Origin of the sequence: Acinetobacter sp. MF4642 (assembly GCF_002018925.1) — a bacterium.
Taxonomy (GTDB): domain Bacteria; phylum Pseudomonadota; class Gammaproteobacteria; order Pseudomonadales; family Moraxellaceae; genus Acinetobacter; species Acinetobacter johnsonii.
This window is the reverse complement of record NZ_MVON01000009.1, coordinates 1-16,337: the sequence shown is the minus strand read 5'-3', so window position 1 is coordinate 16,337 and position 16,337 is coordinate 1. Positions and strand designations below refer to the sequence as shown.

Annotated in this window: 16 protein-coding genes; 7 read left to right on the top strand and 9 right to left on the bottom strand. The window is 43.1% G+C overall.

What is annotated here, in order from left to right:
• The first annotated feature begins 103 nt into the window (after window positions 1–103).
• Entirely contained in the window at window positions 104–1,339 is a 1,236-nt protein-coding gene (locus MF4642_RS06845; RefSeq protein WP_078425728.1) for a magnesium transporter CorA family protein, read from the top strand.
• Window positions 1,340–1,459: 120 nt separating this feature from the next.
• On the opposite strand, the gene MF4642_RS06840 is transcribed toward MF4642_RS06845, so the two are convergent.
• The 7 genes from MF4642_RS06840 to MF4642_RS06810 form a co-directional block, all read right to left on the bottom strand.
• Complete coding sequence (locus tag MF4642_RS06840) at window positions 1,460–1,720, bottom strand: YdcH family protein (protein WP_004692664.1); 261 nt, start codon at window positions 1,718–1,720, stop codon at window positions 1,460–1,462.
• A 72-nt stretch (window positions 1,721–1,792) separates the two neighbouring features.
• Window positions 1,793–2,149, bottom strand: coding sequence for a chaperone modulator CbpM (locus MF4642_RS06835; RefSeq protein WP_004978810.1), 357 nt, complete (start codon window positions 2,147–2,149; stop codon window positions 1,793–1,795).
• 10 nt (window positions 2,150–2,159) lie between these two features.
• Complete coding sequence (locus MF4642_RS06830; RefSeq protein ID WP_078425727.1) at window positions 2,160–3,113, bottom strand: DnaJ C-terminal domain-containing protein; 954 nt, start codon at window positions 3,111–3,113, stop codon at window positions 2,160–2,162.
• Window positions 3,114–3,256: 143 nt separating this feature from the next.
• Entirely contained in the window at window positions 3,257–3,709 is a 453-nt protein-coding gene (locus MF4642_RS06825) for a DUF2147 domain-containing protein (protein WP_004692659.1), read from the bottom strand.
• A gap of 199 nt (window positions 3,710–3,908) precedes the next feature.
• Window positions 3,909–4,784, bottom strand: a complete 876-nt coding sequence (locus MF4642_RS06820) for an Hsp33 family molecular chaperone HslO (RefSeq protein WP_004978815.1) — start codon at window positions 4,782–4,784, stop codon at window positions 3,909–3,911.
• 50 nt (window positions 4,785–4,834) lie between these two features.
• A complete protein-coding gene (locus tag MF4642_RS06815) occupies window positions 4,835–6,676 on the bottom strand; it encodes a monovalent cation:proton antiporter-2 (CPA2) family protein (RefSeq protein WP_078388552.1) in 1,842 nt (613 codons plus the stop codon).
• 82 nt (window positions 6,677–6,758) lie between these two features.
• Window positions 6,759–8,981: a primosomal protein N' gene (locus tag MF4642_RS06810; protein WP_078425726.1), complete on the bottom strand. Its 2,223-nt coding sequence runs from the start codon at window positions 8,979–8,981 to the stop codon at window positions 6,759–6,761.
• 152 nt (window positions 8,982–9,133) lie between these two features.
• On the opposite strand from MF4642_RS06810, the gene gspF reads away from it, so the two are divergent.
• The 4 genes from gspF to MF4642_RS06790 all read left to right on the top strand — a co-directional run bounded on the left by gspF (window position 9,134) and on the right by MF4642_RS06790 (window position 11,924).
• Entirely contained in the window at window positions 9,134–10,339 is a 1,206-nt protein-coding gene (gene gspF / locus MF4642_RS06805; protein WP_078425725.1) for a type II secretion system inner membrane protein GspF, read from the top strand.
• Between the two features lie 33 nt (window positions 10,340–10,372).
• On the top strand, window positions 10,373–10,810 hold the full coding sequence (gspG, locus tag MF4642_RS06800) for a type II secretion system major pseudopilin GspG (RefSeq protein WP_078425780.1): 438 nt from the start codon (window positions 10,373–10,375) through the stop codon (window positions 10,808–10,810).
• A 283-nt stretch (window positions 10,811–11,093) separates the two neighbouring features.
• Window positions 11,094–11,429 carry a hypothetical protein gene (locus MF4642_RS06795; protein ID WP_078425724.1) on the top strand — a complete coding sequence of 112 codons (336 nt, stop codon included), beginning with the start codon at window positions 11,094–11,096 and terminating at the stop codon, window positions 11,427–11,429.
• Window positions 11,430–11,588: 159 nt separating this feature from the next.
• On the top strand, window positions 11,589–11,924 hold the full coding sequence (locus MF4642_RS06790; RefSeq protein WP_078425723.1) for a tRNA-binding protein: 336 nt from the start codon (window positions 11,589–11,591) through the stop codon (window positions 11,922–11,924).
• Window positions 11,925–11,990: 66 nt separating this feature from the next.
• Here MF4642_RS06790 and lnt read toward each other — a convergent pair whose 3' ends face one another.
• Together lnt and MF4642_RS06780 are read right to left on the bottom strand one after the other, a co-directional pair.
• Complete coding sequence (gene lnt / locus MF4642_RS06785) at window positions 11,991–13,550, bottom strand: apolipoprotein N-acyltransferase (RefSeq protein ID WP_078425722.1); 1,560 nt, start codon at window positions 13,548–13,550, stop codon at window positions 11,991–11,993.
• On the bottom strand, window positions 13,547–14,386 hold the full coding sequence (locus MF4642_RS06780) for an HlyC/CorC family transporter (RefSeq protein ID WP_004978829.1): 840 nt from the start codon (window positions 14,384–14,386) through the stop codon (window positions 13,547–13,549). Before MF4642_RS06780 ends, lnt begins: the two co-directional genes overlap by 4 nt.
• A gap of 212 nt (window positions 14,387–14,598) precedes the next feature.
• Between MF4642_RS06780 and tusA the strand changes: the two genes are divergently transcribed.
• Both tusA and MF4642_RS06770 read left to right on the top strand, forming a co-directional pair.
• The gene (gene tusA, locus MF4642_RS06775) at window positions 14,599–14,856 is read left to right on the top strand and encodes a sulfurtransferase TusA (protein ID WP_004692640.1); all 258 of its coding nucleotides are present in this window, start codon (window positions 14,599–14,601) and stop codon (window positions 14,854–14,856) included.
• 171 nt (window positions 14,857–15,027) lie between these two features.
• A partial coding sequence (locus tag MF4642_RS06770) for a phage late control D family protein (RefSeq protein ID WP_193791710.1) occupies window positions 15,028–16,337 on the top strand: 1,310 nt, incomplete at its 3' end.

Sequence of the window (16,337 nt, the reverse complement as noted above, 5' to 3'; positions counted from 1 at the left end):
GTTGTCTTAGAAAAGCCTTGAGCTTGGCCAATTTAAACTTTGGCTTGCTCAGGGCTTTTTTTATGGCATCATGCTGGCTAAGACAGACAATAATAAATGAGATATGCAAAGCTATTATTTCTATCAACATCCCACCGCACAGCATACTTATGTGCAGAAACAGCCGATTGCAGAGCAGGAAGCTGAGTTTATTTGGGTGGAGTGTAGCCGTGACGATGTGGTCAATCGGGCAGAACATTGGCAGCAGGACATTTATGCGGCAACGGGACTGTGGATGAATGAATATCATCTGCGTGACATTCTAAATTTAGAACACCCTTGTGCCTTTGACACTTTGGAAGATTACGACTTGCTGATCTTTCGTAAGCTGATCACACCCGATGATCAAATTAAGTTTGATACTCAAGCGACTGAAAAACATGAACGGGTCTTTGGTCTGGCGACGACCCCGATTAGCTTTATGCTCACGCCGCAAGTTTTGATTACGGTTAGAGAGCAGGGCAATAAAGAAGTTGAAAGCTATATTCAGCGTATGGAAACGGTACTGAGCCGTCCGATTGAAGAACATAATAAGCCACGAAAATTACCTGCAACACCTTTAGATTTGACCTTGAGACTGCTCAATAACATGGTGGATGGTTATCTTGATTTACGTGTTCCGCTGACGCGTCGAGTGGAGTTTTGGCAGCAAGAGCTTTTACAAGGCCATCGCCGTTTTACCAAGTGGCATCAATTGTTGCAAGAGAATATGGCTTTCCAACAAGTGGAAAATTTGTGCGAAGAACAAATCGAGACTTTGCAGGAATTACGCGATGAAATTGTCGATAATTATTCGCACTTGAAAGGGAAAAAACGTAGTGAAAAACAAGACATCATGCTGGTACGTGTCGATGATTTAACCAGTCATATTGAACGTATTCAAAAGCATACCATTCGCTTGAGAAATGCAGTGCAAGCAGCTATCGATCTACATTTTTCAGCCATTGCCAATCAAACCAATGAAAACATGCGGATTTTAGCCATTATTACCGCGATTTTTGCGCCGCTAACCTTGTTGACAGGGGTGTATGGTATGAACTTTGAGTTTATTCCTGGACTGAAGTCTCCAACAGGGTTTTGGATCATGTTAGGTATCATGTTAATGACGACATTGATTCTGCTGTATTATTTTTATCGACGTCATTTGGTCGGGCGTGGCGAAAAAAGTGTCATTGATATGTTGGCACAGCAGCATGCGGATCAACATATGAATTTGTTTTGGTTTATCGATTATGAGCCGATCAAGCAAACCGTGAAGGGCACCATCAAAGATTTAGAGAAAATCACCAAATTAAAATAATTCGGTGATTTTCCGCATAGACCATTAAAGCCAATGGGCTTTAAGGTATTTCTTTATATGCTGACGCTATCCTTGTTCAATTTATTATTCGGATATGTGGGCGTCGCAGGGAGATTTAATTTAAGAGGTTTTTAACTGGGCTCCTTTTAAAATCCGGTAAAGCTGATCTTTAATGAACAACTTTTTGCGTTTGAGGGGCTCAATCTCTCCACGATGAATCCTGACAGGGTCTTGTTCGAGTAAACAAATTTCCTGATCGAGAGCTTCATGGTCGTCAAACATTTTAGAAAAATGCGGATTGTCTTCTCTAAGCTGTTGAATCATGTCTCGGTATTCAGGAAACATGAGCTTAGTCTTTTTATTACAAACTTTGAGTTTCATGGTTGCCGTCTAATCCTCTTATTCAAAAATAAAAAAAGAAAGAAAGGCATGCGCCCATCTTTCTTTATAGAACTAGTGTTGAGTCGTTTGAACTGGGTCAGTGAGATGTAAATGTTTTACTTCACGACGAAGTTTTTGAACTTCCTCAATCAAATCCAGCATCATTGCGACTGCAGTAAAGCTGGCATCAAAGTCACGTTGTAAGCGATAGGCTCGCCGTGCACGTGAGACATCATCACCAAAAAATTGGTGAATGCGGTTATCGGGTCGGTTAGGCAGAATGTCATATTCCAACAGCTGTAAAACCCATTCAGGACTTTGTCCGCAGGCTTCAGCAAAATGCTTTAAATCAAAGCTATGTTGTTCATCAACAATTTCAGCGTGTCGACATCCGTCTAAAATAATTTCACGATATTGAATAGTCGTCATAACTTTCTCCTTAAGACTGACGCGGCTTAAAGTGAGGGAAGGCTTCAGCAAAGGCTTGGTAGGCTTGCTGTTCTTGCTCACTCTGCGCAGGAGGTTGAACAATGTTTAAAATTAAATATAAATGTCCTGCCTTTTTGGCTGGAATCCCCTGATCTTTTAAACGGAGTTGCTGCCCCGTTTTGGCATTTTTCGGAATTTGAATTTGTAATGTCCGACCATTAGGGAGCGCGGCGGTGATGCTTTGCCCCAAAGCGGCTTCCCAAGGACTAATATTCAGTTGGTGATAGACATCAACTCCTTCAACGCGTGTGGTCTCCGTATCTTTGTAATAAATTTCGATATACAGGTCGCCATTTTCACCACCCTGAATACCTGACTGTCCTTGACCACTTAAGCGAATTTGTTGCCCTTCTTTCATGCCTTTGGGAATTTTAACTTCCAGCGTTTTGCGCTGAATTTCCGCTTCACCATAGGCATTTAAAGTAGGAATTTGTAAGGTAATAGTTTGGGTGGTACCGTGGAATCCAACCTCAAGATCGACCTCTAAACGCGCATGTTGGTCTTCGCCTTTATGGCGTGTGCTATTTTGGCGTTGATATTGATAGTTTGATCCTCCAAAACCTGAACCAAAACGGCCAAATAAGTCTTCAAATCCTGAAAAATCATGTGCCTGTTGCCCACCTTGGGCATTCCGAAATGCATCTTCAAAACCGCCAAAGCCTGCATTGGGGTTGAATTGCTGTGAGCCTTGTGGATGATCGAGTTCAAAGTCATATTCTGCTTTTTTTGTTTCATCACTTAAGGTGTCATAGGCGACATTCAATTCTTGCATACGTGATTCAGCATCAGGCTCCTTACTGACATCGGGATGATACTTACGTGCCAATTTTCGATAGGCTTTTTTAATTTGTTCGGCGGTCGCATCTCGCGTTAAACCGAGTATTTCATAATGGTTCTTCGGCATAAATAAGATTAAATAAATTGATTAAGCTTTAATCATTATTCAGCCTTTCAGCAGATTTCAACAGTAAAGATATGTTCCTTATTGTTTCAAAACATGACAAGAAAAAAGCCCCGATGAAAGGGGCTTTGATGGATGAGGGATACTTAATATTTGACCCATGTGATGTTGCGTCCACCGCCATTTTCGGTCGACGTTCCTCGAATTCGTAAGTGCTTACCATTGTTGCTGAGTCGTGCATATGCGTCATAACGTAACCCTGTGAAAGGGTCGAGGAACTGTCCATGGCTATAGGTCGAATCTTTGGCATTGTCTAACTGCAAATGGCTGAGCGTTGTCATGCCGACGATGGGTTGATTTTTATTGACCCCATCACACTTGCTACAGTTTTCTATTTTTACTGCACCTGGAATTTCACGCGTATTTACGATGACTGCTTTATAGCTATTGTTTTTGTCTTTTTCAATCATGACGTCACTGAGAGAGTATCCTGTTTTATCATCGATAGTTTTCCATTTGCCGACCAAGGGATCGGTGGCTGCAAAACTGGAGAAGGCGCATAAACTGCTGAGTACGAAAAGACTGCAAGAAAATTTCATGATGATAAAACCCCAATGGAAGAGAAAAATAAAGACATATAAAAATTATGGGTTTATTTATAACGAAATTTAAGCGGTGTGCCCAGTGAAATATCTATGAATAAAAGTGATGAATCATTTGAATTATCTTATTTTTATGAGAACAAAGGCATAAAAAAAGAGCAATTTAGTTGCTCTTTTTTTATTGCACATGACGCGCTTAGCTTAAGTGTTCACCAAATAAACCCAAGGCTTCTTCTGCACTAAAGCTATATTGCGTGTTACAGAACTGGCAGTCCATGGTAATCGGGTTTTGATGTTCTAGCGTTTCACGAACGGCTTCAGCGCCAATTTGTTCAAGCGCTTGAGCACAACGTTCTTTCGAACAGGTACAGCCAAATTTCAGTACTTCAACTTCAGGTAAGCGTACTTCTTCTTCGTTGTATAAACGGTAAAGAATTTCACTGGATTCTAAATCGGTTAACTCTTCGATTTTGAGCGTTTCAGTCAACATGGTCAGACGTGGCCATAAGTCTTGATCAACACGTTCTTGTTCCTCTTCACTGTTACGTGGTAACAGCTGAATAAGTAAACCGCCAGCACGCTGGGCTGAACTGGCCAAAACGATACGTGTTGGAATTTGGGCAGACAGGTCATAGTACTGCATTAAACAACCCGCAAGATTTGGCTTGTCTAAAGCCACAATCCCTTGATAACGCTCACCAAATTCTGGCTCAATATTAATAAATAGTACAGGGCTAATGAGGGTGCTCAATACCGTACTGCTGCTGTCGGCAGCATTAAAGCGAGGATCTGCTTCATAATCCGCCAAGGCACGTACTTCACCAAGGTGATTACATTCAGCCATGGCCCATTTGAAACTACCTGAAGCCTGAATTTGTAAACTAATACGGCCTTTAATTTTTAAAGTACTGGCAAGTAATGCCGTGGCACTAAGCATTTCACCTAACAGCACTTGGACTGCAGGTGCATAATCACGCTGCGCCAAGATGGTTTGTAGGGTTTCTTCTAGATGAACCACTTCACCACGAACAGGACTATCTTCAATATAAAAGCGTTGACGCAAATCAGACATAAATTTCTCCAATATCCTGTCTTAATGGTGACGATATTGTAAAACACAAGTCATTTTACTTCATCCCGTGTGACATCTATTCGGTCATGTTGTAACTCGCGTTGTAGGTCAACGCCAACAGGACTTTGACGGAGCTGCGTATCACTTTCAAATAAGTGTTCTAATTCGGCCAAAGCATTACGATGTGTTTCATAGACCTTCTGTTCGTCGTTATAAATACTCTGCTGCTGTGCGAGCAGTTTTTCATCATAATCGCGAAATAACTCAATGCTCTTATACGCATCTTGTTCTGCAATTCCGAGATTACGTAGGGCAAAATAGGCCATCCCTAAAGATGATAAATAGGTTTCACGCCAAATATGTTCTACCCCCAAGTCACGCAACAAATGCACATGATGTCGATCGCGGGCACGGACCAGCAAGTTTAAATCTGGATAATTGAGTCGAATATGGCGTGCCACATTCATGGAGTCTTCAATATCATCGATGGCTAGCACAAACACTTTGGCATGTTCGATACCGGCTGCACGCAGGATATCGGGTTGAGTGGCATCACCATAGTAGAGTTTGCCTCCATAGTTGCGAACGAAATCGACCTTGTCTATATTGCTGTCAATCGCTGTGAAGGTTTGGTGTTGTAAGTGAACCAAACGCGCCACAATTTGTCCGACACGGCCAAAGCCAGCAATGATCATCGGGTTATGCTGTTCAGGAATCTCATCATAGACGGGTGTGGTTTCTTTTTCGAATAGTGGCACCACCCACGAACTCATCAGCCAGTACAGAATAGGCGTCAGAATCATCGACAATGTCACGATCAAATTGATCGGCTCTAAAATGGCCTGCGTAATCACGTGTTCACTCATGGCAACATTGAGCACCACAAAAGCAAATTCACCGCCTTGTGCCAAACAGGTTGCCAGCATCAAACTATTGCGCCATGAAAACTCGAAGTAGCGAGCGATGGCTGTTAAGGCCAGCAGTTTGACCAACATCAGCAATAACGCACCGCCAACAATTAGACTTGGGCTTTCCCACAGCAGCGAAACTTGCGTGCTCATCCCGACGGTCATGAAAAATAGACCGAGAAGTAGACCTTTAAATGGTGCAATACTGGCTTCCAGTTCATGACGGAATTCAGAGTCAGCAAGTAACACTCCAGTTAAAAATGCGCCCAAGGTGGTACTGATACCTAAGACATCCATCAGCGCGACTACGCCTAAGACAATAAACAAACCGACTGCGGTAATCAGTTCATGTGCGCCACTTTTGGCCACAAAGCGGAAAAAAGGGCGCATGAGATAGCGGCTAAATAAAAACAAGCCTGTAAAGGTAGCAACAATCGCTGCAAAGTAGGCCACACCATGATGGGTTGAGTTTGTCCCTGCAAGGAGTGGAATGACTGCAATCAGCGGAATCGCGGCAATATCTTGAAAGAGTAAAATGGAAAAGGACTGCTGACCAAAAGTGGTATTGAGCTGCTGTTTTTCACTGAGCAGCTGCAACACAAACGCAGTAGAGGAGAGGGCAAGGGCAAAACCAATCACGACACTGGCTGCAATCTGTTGTTGCAGGGCAAAAAAGACGATGCACGCCAGTAGCACGCCGCAGAGTGTTACTTGTAAACTGCCCATCACAAAAATGGATTTACGCATTTCCCATAAACGTTGTGGGCGAAGTTCGAGTCCAATAATGAACATCAAGAAAATCACGCCGTACTCAGCGAGTTTATGGATGTCTTCAGGGTCATGGACGACATTGAATACACTGGGACCGAGTAAGATGCCTGTAAATAAATAGCCGAGTACCGTGGCAATCCCCAGCCGTTTAGCCAACGGAACGATCATCAGTGCCGCAGCCAAAAAGAGGGTGATTTTAAGCAGTAGAGACATTGCCCTGTCCTAAATTTTTTTCTTTATGTTGGAAGTTTAAGGGAGAACGCGACTCAGGTCTAAGCCTTATTTACGTCAAGTCTTAACTTAACTCTTGTGGATCAATATCAAGGCTCAATTTCATACCATGCGGTTTGTTGTGCCAGACATTTTGCCACCACTGACGAATGTAAAAATGCATCCGCGCTCGATCTTTGGACAGTAGTACCATATGCGCTTGATAGCGGCCTGCTTTACGTTCCATCGGCGCAGGAATGGGCCCCCAAATATCAATACTGTTTTCTGAGGCTTGGCGCAGTACTTGTGCATGCTCTTGTAAAAAGCTTTGGTTCAGTTCTTGGTCTTTGGATTCACAGCGCAATAAAGCCGCATAGCGATAAGGTGGCATCCATGCAGCTTTACGCTCTTTCAACGTTTGCTTGGCAAAGCTGCGATAGCCCGATTCCAGCAGGGTATTCAGCAAAGGATGATCGGGACGTAGAGTTTGTAAATAGACTTCGCCTTTTTTCTCACCGCGCCCAGCACGTCCAGCGACTTGGATGATGAGCTGTGCGGTACGTTCTGTGGCGCGAAAGTCAACACTGAGTAAGCCCGAGTCGATGTCTAAAATCGCCACCAAAGTCACATAAGGAAAGTGATGTCCTTTGGCCAGCATTTGGGTGCCGAGCAAAATGATGGGTTCACTTTTCTGAATCTTGTTATAGATTTTTTGCCAGCTGCCGACCCGACTGGTCGAGTCACGATCAACCCGAATTACGTCAAAGTTGGGGAATAGTTCTTGTAGGTTTTCTTCAACTTTTGCGGTGCCTAAACCAATTGGTTTTAGTTCGCTATGCTGACATTGTGGGCAGTGTTCAGGCATGCGGTGGATGGTGCCGCAGTGGTGACAGTGCAAATGCTGATAGGGCTGTCGATGCACGGTAAAATTGGCATCGCAGTGGGGGCACTTGGCCTGCCAGCCACAACTTTCACAAATCAACACAGGCGCATAGCCGCGACGGTTTAAAAAAATCAGCACCTGTTCTTTTTTGTCTAAGCGCTTTTGTACTTCATGAATCAACTGTTGGCTGATGCCATTTTGTTTTTGTGCCACTTTTAGATCGATCACATGCATTTTCGGCATCACGGCCACACCTGCACGTTGGTCCAACTCCAAACGGGTCATTTTACCTTGTTCGACCAACGCATAACTGTCGATACTTGGCGTTGCAGAGCCGAGGATAATCGGACAGTTTTCTAAGTGCGCACGGTATAAAGCCACATCACGAGCATGGTAACGGAAGCCCTCTTGTTGCTTGAAAGATAGATCATGCTCTTCATCTAAGACAATCAAACCCAGATGCGGAAGAGGGGTATAGATGGCAGAACGTGTGCCAATCACAATCGAAGCTTTGCCCGTTTGTGCGCTTTGCCAGGCTTGCAGGCGCTTAGAATCATTTAAACCTGAATGTAGTAGCGCAATATGACAGTGAAAACGTGACTGAAAACGGCTCACTGTTTGTGGGGTGAGGCCAATTTCAGGCACTAATACCAAGACTTGTTTGCCTTGTTTTAAAACCTCTTGCATGACTTGCAAATAGACTTCAGTTTTGCCACTACCGGTTAAACCATCCAGTAAGAAAGCGTGGTAGCTATGACGAACTTTGAGTATGTTTTGAATGGCACGCTTTTGTTCATCATTGGGCGCGAGAGGCATTTGCGCCAGTGTCATGGCTTGCGGTTTAAAGTCTTGAGCTTCAAGTATGCACTGGGTGATTTTCTTTTTTTCTAAGGCTTTTAAGGTCGCAGTTTCAATGCCAGCCAAATTTAGAATGTTTTCAGACGTTCCTGTGGGATGCAGCTTTAAAATTTTATAGGCATCTTGTTGTTTTTCAGAACGCTTCAATTTGTCTTCGGCATGATCATCAATCAGCTTCCACATTCGCGCCAGTAAATTATAGGGTTTACCTTGGCGTAAAAAGCTGGGTAAAGCAGTATGCATCACTTCCCCAATGGGAAATTGGTAATATTGCGCTGACCATGTCAATAAACTTAAAACTTTAGCATCTAGAATAGCGCTGTCATCGAGCAACTCAGTTATGGCTTTGAGTTTAAAGCCTAAATCGAGTGGTTTCTCATCAGTGAGTTTCTCAACAATGACACCGACCACATTTTGGCGACCAAATGAGACAGCCACACGTGCACCCACTTCAGCTTGGTGGTATTGTTCAGCCGTTAAACTATAGTCAAAACAGTCATATAGATAAACGGGAACAGCCACACGAATACGGTAGCTTGGTGTTGTGGAAAGTGTAGTTTCTGGCATAAAAAGCTCAAAATGTCCTGATGAAATTGTCGTTGTGCGATGAATGAGTTGTGTTAGAGTGATGACATAATTTATAACTTAGAATATGAATGATTTTGGTGCCGACATGCAACAGCGCCAAATGACTAAATGGACAATTAGAAAGCGTAAACATGCCAGCATATCAATTTACCGCACTCGATGCCGCAGGAAAGCAGCAAAAAGGCGTGCTCGAAGGGGATTCAGCACGTCAAATTCGGCAACAACTTCGTGATAAAGCGCTGATCCCAGTCTCGGTTGATCCTGTTGAACAAAAAGATAAGCACAGCAGTAAAACATGGTTTCAAAAACAAATTACCGCCTATGATTTGGCCTTATTGACACGTCAACTTTCGGTACTTGTGGCGGCGGCCATTCCGTTGGAAGAAGCCATTCGTGCGGTTGGAAAGCAGTCAGAAAAAACACATGTACAAAATCTATTGATGTCAGTGCGTTCTAAAGTACTGGAAGGTCATTCATTGGCACAGGGTTTACAGCAATCTGGACGCTTTCCAGAGTTGTACATTGCCACGATTGCCGCTGGCGAACGTTCAGGACATTTAGACTTAATTTTAGATCAGCTGGCAGACTACACTGAAAATCGCTTTGCGATGCAAAAGAAAATCCAAGGCGCGATGATTTATCCGATTATTTTAATGCTGATGTCTTTTGCCATCGTGATGGGGCTCATGACTTATGTAGTGCCTGACATTGTCAAAACCTTTGACCAAAGCAAAGATGCCTTGCCATGGATTACCGTTGCCTTGATGAAAGCCAGCGATTTTATTCGAGTGGCATGGCCATTTTTATTGGTGGGCAGTGTACTAGGCATCGGCTTATTACTGCGATTTTTAAGAACCACAGCAGGGCATTATGCCTTTGATCGTTTAACGCTCAAACTGCCATTATTCGGTAAACTTTCACGTGGTATAAATGCCGCACGCTTTGCCAGTACCTTATCGATTTTGACCCAGTCAGGTGTGCCCTTGGTGGATGCGTTAAAAATTGGCGCGGCGGTGAGTAATAACTGGGTGATTCGCGATGCGGTCAATCATGCCGCAGAAAAAGTGACTGAAGGTGGAAACCTTGCGACCCAGCTGGAGCGCAGTGGTTATTTCCCACCGATGATGGTACAAATGATTAAAAGTGGTGAAACGTCAGGTGAATTGGATCGGATGTTGGAGCGTGCATCGACCATGCAAGACCGAGAAGTGACAACGCTCATATCGACCTTGCTGGCTTTACTTGAGCCACTGATGTTGGTTCTGATGGCAAGCGTTGTCTTGGTGATTGTGATCGCCGTGATGCTGCCGATCGTCAACATGAACAATATGATTTAATTTTAAAAATATAAGATGGAAGAGAAAATTCACATGCAATCAAAAATCTATAGTCGCCAAGCTTCAGGCTTTACCTTAATTGAAGTCATGGTGGTGATTGTTATTTTAGGTGTGTTGGCAGCCTTAATTGTACCCAATGTGATGGGACGCGGTGAAAAAGCCAAAGTGGACACCACTGTCATTACCCTTAAAGGGGTCGCTGCGGCATTGGATCAATATAAATTGGACAATGGTAAATACCCTTCAATGCAAGAGGGTGGGCTCGACGCTTTGGTGAATAAGCCTGAGTCTGCAAAAAATTGGTTGCCAGGCGGTTATGTGAAAGGTGGATATCCGAAAGACAGTTGGGACAATGACATTCAATATGTTGCACCTGGGACTGATGGACGACCATTTGATTTATATTCTTTTGGCGCAGATGGACAGCAAGGTGGTGAAGAAACCGATGCTGATATTCAGTATCAACCTTAATTGAGAATTATTATATATTAGGTTTAATTGAATATATCATTACAGTGCATAGGTTATGTCGATGTGGACTGTAATGATAATACATCTTAATTTAAAATTAATATCTAAGATTATGATTTTAATATATTAAATATAATAATTATCAGCTGAGATTTATAATAAGAATTATTCCCATATTTATTGATTACAAATAATGTAAATTATGGATAAAAATAGGCTTTTTATTTATTTAAATCCTTGCATAATGTTCTCAATGGCAACTGATTTGCCTGAGGAGAATAGAATGAAAGCATTAACCTTGTTGGATGAAATGAGCCAATTCCATTGGTCGATGCTCAAATCTGTTCTTTTGATTTTGAGTATGCTTCCTGTTGCTCAAGGTATTTTAAGTGTGTGGCAGTCGACTGAAGGCAGCAGCCAAATTATGGTGGGTTTCTTTGCAATCAGTCTGTTCAGCACATGGGCGGTTTTGAGCTTTTGGTCTGCGTTAAAAGCAACCGTACTCACACTCGATCAAGTACAGATTACAGCATTAGAACAAAAAATGGTCATGTTCTACCGTTATACCCCGATGCTCTTTTTAGCTGGTATGGTGTCCTATTTGGTCAGTCAAATTTAATACTGACATTTATAGTTGTGATAAAAACCGAGCACATACGCTCGGTTTTTTATTGCGTCATGAAGAATGGCGGAAAGATAGGATCGCTTGTCTGTTTCGTTGTATATGATCCTAGTGTTCGCTCCCTATACTGTAAAAAATATAAATATAGAGTGATATATGGAACAGATTGATTGGGCGGATTTTTTAAAAGTCGAGCTCCGAGTCGGGCGAATTATTCAGGCCGAAGTTTTTGAGCAGGCACGTAAGCCCGCTTATATTTTACATGTCGACTTTGGTCATGAAATTGGCATTAAGAAATCGAGTGCGCAGATTACTGAGCGTTATCAACCTGAACTGTTATTGGGTAAATTGGTGGTGGCAGTGGTTAACTTTCCAAACAAACAAATTGGTCCTATCCAGTCTGAGTGCTTAGTGACAGGCTTTCATGATTCAGATGGCGTGGTACTGTGTGTGCCTGATACAGATGTTCCAGTAGGCACCAAGCTACTATAGCTGAAAAAGAAAAACCCAAGCTCAGCTTGGGTTTTTCTTTGGAAAAGTCTGATTTAACAATAGAAACTATCGACGAGACTTAAACGATACATCGACTTTACGTGGACGATAGATCCAGCCCAAGATCAGTAAAAAAACTGAGAAACCTAAAATTGGCCAGTCACTTAAACGGGTATACAGCGTTTGACCTTGCATAGCAGGCAGTTCGCCGCGAAGCACGGTTGCCACATCTTGTGGGGCACGTTTTACGATATGCCCTTGATGGTCAATAAACGCCGTCACGCCTGTATTGGTGGCACGGATAAACCAGCGTCCATTTTCTTTGGCACGCATTTGAACCATCTGTAAATGCTGTAAAGGGCCTGCGGTTCCCGTAAACCATGCATCATTGGAAACTGTCACCAAGAAATCACTTTGGCTGGCATTACGACGTGTTAAGTTTGGATAAGCCACTTCATAGCAAATGGCCGCGCCTAAATGCTGCTGATGAATAGAAAGCGGTTGTTGCTGTTGTTCACCACGTGAAAAACCACTCATCGACGGATCATTCTGCATGGCTGGCAACACCCATTTCAGTAAACCAGATAGTGGAATATATTCACCAAAAGGCACTAAACGTTGCTTTTTATAGAGTCCTTCGGCTTCAGCACCATTGGCCATAATACTGTTGTAGTACAGTGGTCGACCTGCCGCTTCAGAGCCTGAAATATCCCAGTATGGAATACCGGTGACCCATGCTGTGTTGGTTTTCTTGGCTTGTGCTGTCATTGCAGCTAAAAAGGGTTCGATATCACTTTGGAACATCGGAATAGAGGATTCAGGCCAAACAATGAGGTCTCGTCCCCATTCTGTTTTGGTTAAATCAGCATAGATTCCAAGTGTTTTTAGTTGATACTCAGTGAGCCATTTTAAGTCTTGTGGGATATTGCCTTGAATTAAAGAAACCGATAATGGCTGCGTATTTTTTGCGGAGACGAATTCAATTTTTGATGCGCCCCATGCACCAAGTACCAATAAGGCAGAAGGAATGACCCAAAAGACGCGGCGGTTTAAAATTTCGACCAGTGCGCAGGCCAACACCAAGACTACAAACGATACCCCGAAGATACCAAATAATGGCGCATAACCATCCAGTAAACGTTCGGTAAAGGCATAGCCTGCAAACAGCCATGGGAAACCTGTGAAGACCCAGGTTTTTGCCCATTCAAAAAGCACCCAAAGCGGAGCGAAGGTTAGTGGCGTTTCAGGGAAAAAATGGCGGTAAATAAAGCTTTGGACAGCCGTGAATAAGCCCATGACCAAGGCCATAATGCCGATCATACCGACACTTAAGGCACTATTGGTATCGCCATAGACATGGATGGAAGTATAGAGCCAAAAAGCCCCCACGAACCATAGGCCAAAACCATAGGCCCAACCAATACCAAAGGCCTGCTTTGCACTGCGACTGCGTAAAGTGGCATAGAGCAGTGCAGGGGATAATATTGCCAACCACCAATAATGATAAGGGGCGAGTGCAAAACTAAAGACCGCCCCTGAAAATAAGGCAATTAAAAGCGGATAAATTAAAGGTAACTGTTTTTGTCGTGGATTGGGGGTTAACAGTTTGTCAAAGTAAGCTCTCATTTACGAACGGCTCGAATCAGATGAATAGAACGTGCATCTGCTTCTACAATGGTAAATTCCCAATTTTCAAGATCAATCACCTGACCTTGCAAATCACTCACTAAACCAATTTCTTGAAGCAATAAACCGCCCACAGTTTCAACCTCATCATCAGAAAAGTCTGCATCTAAAAGATTGTTAAAGTGTTCGATTGGTGTAAGTGCTTGAACCAGCCACGTATTTGCGGTCGTTGGGTCATTATCGGGAATAATATATTCAGCTTCCTCATCGATCTTGTCGTGTTCATCTTCAATTTCACCGACGATCTCTTCCAAAATATCTTCTAACGTCACTAAACCTGAGGTCGTGCCATATTCATCAATCACCACCGCAATGTGTGTTTGGGTATTTTTCAACATGCGAAGCACTTGGTCTGAGCGTGCGCTTTCAGGTACATATAAAGGTTGACGCATCAGCGCACGTATATCCACTTTATTGTTTGGTTCAGTCAAAAAAGGCAATAAGTCTTTGGCCAATAAAATGCCAACGACATTGTCTGGTTGATCTGATGAAAAGACAGGGAAACGTGAATGTGCTGACTCAACCAGAGTATGCAAAATGTCGAGTAACTCATCATCTTCTTGTAGGCTGATCATCGATGTACGCGGTGTCATGACCTCGCGGACTTTGGTTGCTGGAAGATCTAATACGCCTTCTAACATCGCAACAGTGTCGGGTTCTAAAAAACGACGTGAATCTTGAACTAACTTTAACAGTTCATCGCGAGTTTCTGGCGCGGTACCTAACCATTTGCGTAAGCCACGCATTCCCCACGACGGGCCTGATTCCTCGTGCATGATCTTTCCTAAAGACGCTTAATATCTAAAAAACTTAATTTTATCATACCGTAGAAAACACAGTTGTCTATTGTAATTAAGCAAGGATTGCATGAATGATTAGATCAATACTTTTAAATACGAGGTTCATCTGCCATCAAACTATGCAAACAGATATGCGAAATGGGCAGTTGTGTTAAAATTGGCAAGTTTTTAAATTTTTGAGTTTATATATGTCTGATTTGGAAGTGAGCCCAAGCATCCAATTAAACACCCGTGGTTTACGCTGTCCTGAGCCTGTGATGATGTTGCATCAAGCCATTCGCAAGTCTAAATCGGGAGATGTAGTGGAGGTGTTTGCAACGGACAATTCAACTTCATGGGATATTCCGAAATTTTGTATGCATCTTGGGCATGAACTTTTGCTGCAAGAAGAGCGCTTAGACGAAAACGGCAATAAAGAATTTCATTATTTGGTTAAAAAGGGTTAAATCCTATTTTCCATAAAAATGCTCCGCAGCTGCTCGGAGCATTATGTTGTTTACATAATAAGAATAAAACTCTGCTCATTTGTCGGATTGATCTGGCTATAATGGCGCCTAATTTATGATCGCTGTTTGCGATCGACTATGACTGAAACTTACTTTTTAAAAATATAGACGATGATAAATACAATCACTCAAGTGTTTGAGCAATTGGGGTTAAGTGCACAAAAACGTGCCATTCATTCACAATTTTCACATGCTGCATTAAATCATGACATCTTTTTACAGCATATTGAAGGCACCCATGCATTAAACCAAGGTTTAAATGTTGAATTGATCTGCCTCTCAACCAATGCCCTGATTCCATTGAAACAATTTATCGGAGTGCAAGTCGCGGTCGATCAGGTCACAGACCAAGGCACATTATTTCGCAGCACAGGGATCATCACCCAAGCCGAACAAGGACAAAGTGATGGTGCACTGACCCTGTACAAACTTCGCTTAGAAGATGCAACGGCACTTTGGCATAAACGTCGCAACAGCCGAGTGTTTATGAATAAAAGTGTGCGAGATGTCAGTGAAATACTCTTTAAGGAATGGCAGAGTAAAAGTCCGCTATTTGCTGCTAGCCTCAGGCTTGATCTTTCTGGTTTAAATACAGAGACCGATGTTCGTCCCTTCATCATGCAGTCAAATGAAACCGATTATGACTTTCTAACACGGCTCTGGCGCAGTGAAGGCATCAACTGGCTGATTGATGAAGCTGAACTCTATGTGCCTCATACTCGTCATCCGATTCAAGCCCAAAAACTTAGACTCTTGGATGACAACAGTCAGTTTCAAGCCTTAAAGCGTCGACAGATTCGTTTTCATCGTTCTAGTGCTACCGAACAACAGGATAGCATCATCAGTCTGAGTGCGCAGCGCAGCCTACAACCGACTGCAGTCCATATCCAACGTTGGCAAGCCGATCACCTGAGTCAAGAAGAAGGCGCAGGTTCAGTCCAAAGCCAACATCAACACAGCACACAGCAAGACAATGCCAGCCTCAGCCTAGAACAAGCGTGGCATATTAGCCCTGCATGGATGCAAGATTTAAATGGAGAAGATCAGGCGACCACAGCATCAAACAGCCAAATTGAAAAACTCAATCAAACCCTGAGTAATGTCTACAACCAACAGGCGAAACAATTCACTGCACAGAGCACCGTACGTGATGCCCAAGTAGGGTATTGGTTTGAGTTACATGAACATCCTGAACTTGATCAACATAGTGATGCAGACAAAGAATTTCTGATCACGACCAAGACTTTCTATAATCAAAACAACTTGCCCAAAGATCTGAGTGAGCAAATTCAGTATTTACTGAAACAAAGCCAATGGTCACTCAAAACCAGCACAGTGCCAAGCGAACGCCAAGCCAACCACTTGAGTTTACAGCGTCGTCACATCACGACCGTTCCAGCTTATAACCCGATAGCGCACCG

Coding starts and splice junctions, on each gene's coding strand:
- MF4642_RS06840 (WP_004692664.1), bottom strand. CDS start 1,720: ATGAAACTCAAAGTTTGTAATAAAAAGACTAAGCTCATGTTTCCTGAA.
- MF4642_RS06825 (WP_004692659.1), bottom strand. CDS start 3,709: ATGAAATTTTCTTGCAGTCTTTTCGTACTCAGCAGTTTATGCGCCTTC.
- MF4642_RS06810 (WP_078425726.1), bottom strand. CDS start 8,981: ATGCCAGAAACTACACTTTCCACAACACCAAGCTACCGTATTCGTGTG.
- lnt (WP_078425722.1), bottom strand. CDS start 13,550: ATGAGAGCTTACTTTGACAAACTGTTAACCCCCAATCCACGACAAAAA.
- MF4642_RS06830 (WP_078425727.1), bottom strand. CDS start 3,113: ATGCCGAAGAACCATTATGAAATACTCGGTTTAACGCGAGATGCGACC.
- MF4642_RS06845 (WP_078425728.1), top strand. CDS start 104: ATGCAAAGCTATTATTTCTATCAACATCCCACCGCACAGCATACTTAT.
- MF4642_RS06780 (WP_004978829.1), bottom strand. CDS start 14,386: ATGCACGAGGAATCAGGCCCGTCGTGGGGAATGCGTGGCTTACGCAAA.
- MF4642_RS06790 (WP_078425723.1), top strand. CDS start 11,589: ATGGAACAGATTGATTGGGCGGATTTTTTAAAAGTCGAGCTCCGAGTC.
- MF4642_RS06835 (WP_004978810.1), bottom strand. CDS start 2,149: ATGACGACTATTCAATATCGTGAAATTATTTTAGACGGATGTCGACAC.
- MF4642_RS06815 (WP_078388552.1), bottom strand. CDS start 6,676: ATGTCTCTACTGCTTAAAATCACCCTCTTTTTGGCTGCGGCACTGATG.
- MF4642_RS06795 (WP_078425724.1), top strand. CDS start 11,094: ATGAAAGCATTAACCTTGTTGGATGAAATGAGCCAATTCCATTGGTCG.
- tusA (WP_004692640.1), top strand. CDS start 14,599: ATGTCTGATTTGGAAGTGAGCCCAAGCATCCAATTAAACACCCGTGGT.
- gspF (WP_078425725.1), top strand. CDS start 9,134: ATGCCAGCATATCAATTTACCGCACTCGATGCCGCAGGAAAGCAGCAA.
- MF4642_RS06820 (WP_004978815.1), bottom strand. CDS start 4,784: ATGTCTGATTTGCGTCAACGCTTTTATATTGAAGATAGTCCTGTTCGT.
- gspG (WP_078425780.1), top strand. CDS start 10,373: ATGCAATCAAAAATCTATAGTCGCCAAGCTTCAGGCTTTACCTTAATT.